Raw genomic sequence first — 7,723 nt, forward strand, 5'->3', positions numbered from 1 at the left:
ATCAATAAAATCTATGTGGTAACTGAACCTCTGCCCTAACTCTGAGTTGTGCACAAACTTAATGTGATTGGTATTACTGAACATTAAAATTGTAATATTGCTGCTTTTGATGGTCGCTAATGCTTGCGTAACTAAAATGCCACCATTCCATTGGGTAGTCTGTAAAGCCGTGGGTTTTCATCAGGTTCTTTAAGAGAGTTCGATTCGCCTGTTGTCGCTCGTTGATAGCCGGATTATCGGTATTAGAAATCGGGTCGAACAAATCATAGGCTGAGCCCATATCCAACTCTTGATACTCACCATGTTGGTCGAGTTTAACCAGCGTGACGTCGATAGAAAAACCGCGGCTATGGCCGGATCGTTCCGCGATGTAGGGGCCGACCAATGCCGATTTTGGCAGATTTGGATAATACTGTTCTTTGGTTTTAATATCATCCGCATCCCGCGCCCAGCGCATAAAATGGGCAACGGCTTTTTCGGGACGGTAGCAGTCAAAAAATTTTAATGTCATGTTTTGTGCTGCCAGTTCATTAACCATATTCTTTATTGCCGGTAAGGCATCGCGATGGATAAAACACTTTTGGCTCAAATACCCGTCAATGGTCTGTCCGACAAAATTATTCGTGCCTGCGTATCTAATATCGTACTGCACCTGATGTGCAACCGTTTTGATATCCACAAAGTGTTGTTTCCCCGCATCTGCGGCAAATGATTGACCAACGCCAATCAAACTGGCAAGCATCCACGAAAAATTAATAACTGTCTTACCCCGGCCCATAACTATGCTCCTATCACCATTAGTCCGGTAATAATATATGCGGCAACCGTCAAGCCGCCCGCAAACAATGCATAAGGTAACTGGGTTCGGACATGGTCAAGTAAATCGCATCCGGATGCGACGGCACTGACCGCGGTCGTATCGGAAATGGGCGAACAATGATCACCGAACACACCTCCTCCTAAAATTGCTGCCAACAGCAAAGGTGCAGGCAAATCAAGATTGATCACCAATGGCATGCCAATAGGGATCAACAGAGCAAATGTCCCCCAGGACGTTCCCGTGGTAAATGACATTAACCCGCCAGCAATAAATAACATCGCAGGTACTAAAAACAGTGGTAGATTGTCCGCAACCAGACCAGAAATAAATGCTCCCGTACCTAGTTGCTTTAAGCTTGCGCCAAGCGCCAGAGAAAATAAAACAATACAAACTAAAGGTAAAAGCTCGGACATCCCTTTAAAGCCAATCTTCGTCATTTCAACATGCTTAAATCGCTTCGAACCAACCATCATGGTATAGGCCACTAAACACGCTAACGTGGTGGCATATAACACCGATTTAGAACCGGAACCCTGGGTAAAATCACCGCCACCGGTGAAAAACATAAAGAACACCATGGATAGAGACATGGTCAGCAGTGGTACTAACATAAAAGCAGGCTTGGACGGTTTTACATCAAGCTCAATGTGCTTATGACTGCGTTGTTGCTCAATCTCTGCTTGTTTTAATGGGCCGTGAAGCTTGTCAGTCCAACAGGTGTAGACAACGACCGCTAACGTGATCAGCGCATAAAAATTCAACGGAATAGTGGCGATCAGAATACCGACCAGGGATTGTTCTAACTCATAGTTACCTAATAAACCTAACACATAGGCACCCCACCCGTTCATCAGCAATAGAATACAAATGGGGGCGGAGGTGGAATCAATAATATATGCTAGTCGTGCCCGGCTCATTTCGAATTTATCAAACAATCCCCGGGAAATAATCCCCGCCATTAGGACACTCAGGTTTGATTCGATAAAGATCACAACCCCAGTGAAAAACGCTAAAAAACGCGACCGTCTTGCACTGCCACTTACGCCTTTACGGATCAGAAAATTTACCGTTGCTGTTACCCCGCCTGATTCACGCATAAAGGCCAATAAGGCACCAACAAGTAAAGAAAACACCAGAATTCGGGTATTGCCATCTGATTGAAATACGCCGACGACTCGCTCTACGCTGGCAATACCAAACGTTAACAGCGATTCTGACGTCCCCGCATCCGACATCAGCATCAATAGCTCAGAACTGGCGATGGCAAGCAACAGTGCCAGAATTACTTCTTTTTTCCAAAGCACCATAATGATGGCCACTAAGGGGGGTATTACCGAAATCCAATCTGACACAACAACTCCTGAATGTTTTTTTATTTTGAATGACTTACCACCACATTTCGCTCGCGCAAGCGACACGGCGCCATTCAATTCTGTTAATCGACAATGATATCCTTGGTCAAGACTTTGCTCAAACACTTTTATCCTGTGCATGAAGCGCGAGCATTTGGATATCGCAATGCCTTCGCATAACAAGAATAATTTATTACCATTGCATTTTACAATAAGAAAGCATTATTCTTACAATAATGATATCCCCGATTCAGATGAATCTAAGACGTGAATCGGTTAAATGAAAAACGCCTGACGAGGGAAACGTATCCTTTGCGATACACCAAATCGGAGGATGGATTGGCAACCATTGCCAGGTAGCGCCGAACCAATAGCATAAAAATAGGTATACACTGAAATTAAAGATTTTTAGGGTATACCACGCTGTCGTGATAGCCATGAAACAATAATTATCAAGTCCATGTTTCTGATAAGATTGAATCACAAAGCAACACAATATCAACCAAAATTGATGAATTAGCCGCCAACAAACGGGTTTCTCAATGATAACAAGAACGATGTATGCGATGAATATGAGACGATTAACAGCAAAACCGGGTTCAACACTAGCAAGTAAATTCTGGCTGATCCTTGTTATTGCTCACGGTATGATAATGAATCATGCCACAAGTGCCGACAATAGCGCTTTGTCCGATAATTTTTCAGGTAACTTATATAGCAATGTCATCGACATCGATACGTTAAAGTTAACCCCTGAATTTTGGCAGCAATCTTTGCGTAAACAGCAAGGTAGCAATGCCAATAGCGTGCTAATGACTGCCAGTCAAATTCAAGCGTTTAACACCGAACAATTCAATCGTGGTACCTATTTAAAGCAACCCTTAAGTTTTCCTGATCGTCTTGCTGCCGATACTATTGAAAAGTTTGTTCGCGCCATCAGTAAGCCCGCAAGCTCAGAACGTTTCTTTGCTAATGGCGAAAGACTGAGCCAAAGCCATTATCAGGCTTATGATGATTTAATGAATTTGGACGCTCTGAAAGGATACCAAAACGTTCGTTTTGCTCTGGTAACGAAACGAACCAGCTTACGAACCTACCCAACATTGGATAGGGTATTTAATGCCAACATGGATCTCGACTTGGATCGTTTTCAGGAAACCGGCGCTTTTCCCGGCGAACTATTAGCGGTTGTCCACACTTCAAAAGATGGCAAGTGGCATTTTGTCCGTAGCTATAACTATCGGGCCTGGGTTCAGGACAAGGATATCGCTTTTGCCAGCCGAGCTCAGGCTGAAGATTTCCATACGCAACAAAATCGATTAGTCATCACTGGTGATAAAGTCTTTACAACCTTCAACCCTGTGAATGATAAAACATCGCAGCTGCAGTTAGATATGGGCGTATCACTGCCTATCATTAGCCACAGCGAGTTTGCAAAATACCAGTTAAATCGCCACAACCCTTACACCGGTTATATCGTAAAAATGCCGACCCGACAAGATAATGGCCAACTTAAAATTGAACCCACTTTGATCCCAAGAAGTGCCGATGTTAATGTTGGCTATCTACCATTTACCCAGGAAAATGTTATCAACCAGGCATTTAAGTTTCTCGGTGAGCGCTATGGCTGGGGTCATGACTATAATGGCCGTGACTGCACCGGCTTTGTCGGCGAAATATATAAAACCTTTGGTATTGTTATGCCGCGAAATTCCGGACAACAGGGTAGCGACAGTTATGGCAATAACCTTCGTTTTGATAAATCGGTAACCGCGTCGCAAAAATTACCGGAGCTGGCCAATCTCGAAGTAGGAGATTTACTGTATTTACCAGGCCATGTCGCTATGTTTCTTGGCTATCACGACGGCAACCCCTTTATAATCCACGATGTCTATGGAATGGGCTATGTGGATCATCAGGGCAATAAAGTAAAAGGCATACTCAACGGTGTTTCCGTCACGCCGCTTTTACCTTTCAAAGGTTACATCAATTCTTTATATAACATTAAGAAAATTCGCTATTATGAATCTAACTAAATCACGGCTTGATCAAGGACGTCTGACAAAATTTCGTCTGGGCCGATTAAAGGTACCTCTGGTTACCCCCTTTAAAACCGCGCTACGCAGTGTTGATCATGTCGATGATGTGGTGGTGGAGCTTGAACTGGACAATGGCATGATCGGCTATGGCTCAGCGCCGGCAACGGCGGTAATAACCGGGGATACCCATGCCTCTATCATGGCCGCAATCAGGGACTTTATCTGGCCTGCTATCCTTGGCAAGCATATCCGCGATTTGAATGATATTTGTCAGCTGATCGACAAAGCAATGATCCACAACAGCAGTGCTAAAGCCGCCGTTGAAATTGCCATTTATGACCTTTGGTCGCAAAGTCTGGGCTTACCTTTGTATCAAGCGCTTGGCGGTGGCATTTCGCAATTGCACACGGATATTACCATTAGTGTTAACCATCCCGACGAAATGGTTAGTGACGCCATCAAGGCCGTGGATCTTGGTTATGACACCTTAAAATTAAAAGTAGGAAAAGATTTGCAACTGGATATCGATCGCATCGGTGCCGTTGCCAAAGCCGTTGGACCCGATATTCGATTACGTCTGGATGCAAATCAAGGCTGGAGCGCGAAGCAATGTATTCAGGCTATTAGTGCCATGAATCGGGCCGGCATTGAATTTGAACTGATTGAACAACCAGTTGCCGCCGATGATATTTCAGGCCTGAAACACTGCACTGAACAATTGCATACGCCGGTGATGGCGGACGAAACGGCGTTCTCTTTCGCCCAGTCATTGCATCTGATGCAGAATCAGGGTTGTGATATCATCAATATAAAATTGATGAAAGCTGGTGGGATCTCCAAGGCACTTCATATTGCCGATGCGGCAACCGCTTTTCGAATGCCCTGTATGATGGGCTGCATGCTGGAAAGTAGTATAGGTGTCGCCGCAGCCGCACATGTGGCAGCGTCCCGACACCAGGTGATCACAAAAATTGATCTGGATTCACCAAGCTTATGTCAATTCAACCCCGTGGCAGGCTCTGTTGAATTTCACGATGCCGCCATTTCATTAAATCAATCTCCAGGGCTGGGGATTGAATCGATTCAATCATTAACCTACCTGTAGACACGGAGCTGTAGCTATCATGCCTGAGTGTAAACGATTTAAATCCTTGTTATTTTTAACCATACTGAATGCCGTTGCCTTGGTGCAGGGGTGCGATGATACCCAACAACATGGATTAAATGAAAAACCAACCAAAGTGAGCCAACAACAATCTCTGATAAAAGCGGGCAAATTTGCCGAGGCAAGAGCCAGCATTCAACAGCAACTGGAAGGGAAAAAACTTTCCGTAAAACAGCGAGAAGGGTTACAGTTTGAACTGGAAAGGATGGACCGAATTGAGCAGGATTTCAGTGCCGATTTAAGTGATATTCGCGCATATATCGAGAAACACATTGGCAAAGTCAGCGATCAGGAGCTAGCCAAATGGCAATCCGAAGGCTTATTGGAGCATCGTATTATTGATGGGCAGACCAAATATTTTCGCAGCGCCGGATACAACTTATTTCAATTGGATGAACAGGCGTTAAAACGACGCAAAGGCTATGTACCGTTTACTGACAGAGCCCCGTTATATGCTTTGCACCAGCATCACAAAGATATTGTCAGTCAGGTCGACGTTGCAAACACTCAAGTTGAAAAGAAACGTTTTAAAATCAGGTACAGTTTGACGGTTAACGCCAATGCGGTACCACAGGGAGAAATGGTAAAAGCCTGGATCCCCTTCCCTCGTAACATCGAAGGCCGTCAGGAAAATATTCGCTATCTGGACTCCAGTCCGAAAGTCCATCAAATTGCTTCAGAGGAAAGCCTGCAAAGAACCATATATTTTGAAACTCCAGCGGTTGAAGATAAACCAACGGAATTTTGGGTCGAATATGAGTACGATACCTATGCCGTGTCTGTGCCTGTCGAACCTGAACAAGTCACGGCTGTGATGCCCGATGATGCGTTAATGGAATATTTGCAACAACGTCCTCCGCATGTGGTCTTTACCCCAGAAATCCAGGCACTTTCTGAACGCATTGTAGGCGATGAGACCAACCCCTATAAAATCGCGCAAAAGCTTTTCACCTATGTGGATAATATCCCTTGGGCAACGGCGATAGAGTATTCAACCATTCCCAACATTAGCGAATATGCCATGACCGCCGGTCACGCCGATTGTGGACAACAAACCATGTTGCTGATCACATTATTGCGATACAACGGCATACCCGCTCGCTGGCAGTCGGGTTGGGAATTCTCCCCCAAAAAATTTGATACCATGCATGACTGGGGTATGGTCTATTTCGCGCCCTATGGTTGGGTTCCTATGGATGTTACCCATGGGGTTTTGGACAGCGATGAAGAGGCGTTAAAGTGGTTTTATTTAAGCGGAATCGATTCTTATCGTTTGATTTTCAATGATGATTACTCTCAGGGATTTGAGCAGGCGAAACAACACTTTCGCTCTGAAACGGTGGACTCTCAACGCGGTGAGGTGGAGTGGCAAGGTGGCAACCTGTATTTCAATCAATGGCGTTATGATATGCAATGGCAGGATATATCAGACGAATTAGTTAGTGAACAAGCAGTGTTGTCGACCCTCGCCAAGCCGGATTTCTTGTTGCCGGAATTAGATAGTGACCAAGTCGTTATGGTGATCACTGATGATGAAAACGCGATTCAGGGAAAGTTATTTAGCTTCGAAAAACAAATCGAGACACAAAACAACCCCACCACCTGGAAATCTGCCAATATTGAAACCGATATTGTCGTTGGCAAAACCGGAATTGCCTGGGGTAAAGGACTGCACCCGGAACAACCCGGAAAACAAAAGCAAGAAGGTGATGGTAAAGCACCGGCGGGTGTATTTCGACTTGGTACCGCGTTTGGTTATTTACCAGATTTACCAACCGGCTTGAATTACGAACCTATGACCGCGAGCCACTTTTGCATGGATGTGGGCGGTTCACCGTTATACAACCAGATCGCCGATACTAAAGTTGTTGGCGAACAAGCATTGGCAGGAAATTCCGAGCCAATGCGCCGGGACATTCATAAAAATGATCAGGTTTATAAAAAAGGCATTTTTGTTCACCACAACCCAGATAATCTCGCCGGTAGCGGCAGTTGTATTTTTATCCATTTGTGGCGCTCTGACTCCAGTCCGACACTTGGCTGTACCGCTATGGACGAAACAGCTATGGATAAGTTATTAGCCTGGTTAGATAAAGATAAAAATCCGCTGATGGTTACCCTGACCAAGGCTCAGTACGAATCGTTAAAACGTGACTGGCGATTACCTGAAATACCGGCTAACTAAGCCTCATGAAGCACAAAAAAACGGCAAAAAATTACCTGCCCTGCCCCCAATTGTTCGGCCATACAACTCCCCCTCGTTATTTATCACAGTAATACCAATCCCATTAAGTTTGTGCACAACTCAGAGTTAGGGCAGAGGTTCAGTTACAACATAGATTTCGTT

Annotated in this window: 5 protein-coding genes; 3 read left to right on the plus strand and 2 right to left on the minus strand. The window is 44.8% G+C overall.

Annotated features, from left to right (window positions below; all coding sequences use genetic code 11):
* Nucleotides 1-73: 73 nt before the first annotated feature.
* Nucleotides 74-778: a M15 family metallopeptidase gene (locus ACHUFQ_RS16755; RefSeq protein ID WP_394176997.1), complete on the minus strand. Its 705-nt coding sequence runs from the start codon at nt 776-778 to the stop codon at nt 74-76.
* A gap of 2 nt (nt 779-780) precedes the next feature.
* A complete protein-coding gene (locus ACHUFQ_RS16760) occupies nt 781-2,127 on the minus strand; it encodes a Na+/H+ antiporter NhaC family protein (protein WP_394177001.1) in 1,347 nt (448 codons plus the stop codon).
* Between the two features lie 617 nt (nt 2,128-2,744).
* Here ACHUFQ_RS16760 and ACHUFQ_RS16765 point away from each other — a divergent pair.
* Genes ACHUFQ_RS16765 through ACHUFQ_RS16775 form a run of 3 tightly spaced genes read left to right on the plus strand, consistent with a single transcriptional unit; the run spans nt 2,745 to nt 7,561 of the window.
* Nucleotides 2,745-4,208, plus strand: a complete 1,464-nt coding sequence (locus tag ACHUFQ_RS16765) for an SH3 domain-containing protein (protein WP_394176998.1) — start codon at nt 2,745-2,747, stop codon at nt 4,206-4,208.
* Nucleotides 4,195-5,316, plus strand: a complete 1,122-nt coding sequence (locus tag ACHUFQ_RS16770) for a dipeptide epimerase (protein WP_394176999.1) — start codon at nt 4,195-4,197, stop codon at nt 5,314-5,316. Before ACHUFQ_RS16765 ends, ACHUFQ_RS16770 begins: the two co-directional genes overlap by 14 nt.
* Nucleotides 5,317-5,335: 19 nt before the next feature.
* A complete protein-coding gene (locus ACHUFQ_RS16775) occupies nt 5,336-7,561 on the plus strand; it encodes a transglutaminase domain-containing protein (RefSeq protein ID WP_394177000.1) in 2,226 nt (741 codons plus the stop codon).
* Nucleotides 7,562-7,723 lie beyond the last annotated feature (162 nt).

Source organism: Thalassotalea litorea, assembly GCF_043642205.1.
Lineage (GTDB): Bacteria > Pseudomonadota > Gammaproteobacteria > Enterobacterales > Alteromonadaceae > Thalassotalea_A > Thalassotalea_A litorea.

What these genes read in the sequence shown, in the direction of transcription:
- ACHUFQ_RS16775 (WP_394177000.1), top strand. Translation starts at nt 5,336, where the DNA reads ATGCCTGAGTGTAAACGATTTAAATCCTTGTTATTTTTAACCATACTG.
- ACHUFQ_RS16765 (WP_394176998.1), top strand. Translation starts at nt 2,745, where the DNA reads ATGAGACGATTAACAGCAAAACCGGGTTCAACACTAGCAAGTAAATTC.
- ACHUFQ_RS16770 (WP_394176999.1), top strand. Translation starts at nt 4,195, where the DNA reads ATGAATCTAACTAAATCACGGCTTGATCAAGGACGTCTGACAAAATTT.
- ACHUFQ_RS16760 (WP_394177001.1), bottom strand. Translation starts at nt 2,127, where the DNA reads ATGGTGCTTTGGAAAAAAGAAGTAATTCTGGCACTGTTGCTTGCCATC.
- ACHUFQ_RS16755 (WP_394176997.1), bottom strand. Translation starts at nt 778, where the DNA reads ATGGGCCGGGGTAAGACAGTTATTAATTTTTCGTGGATGCTTGCCAGT.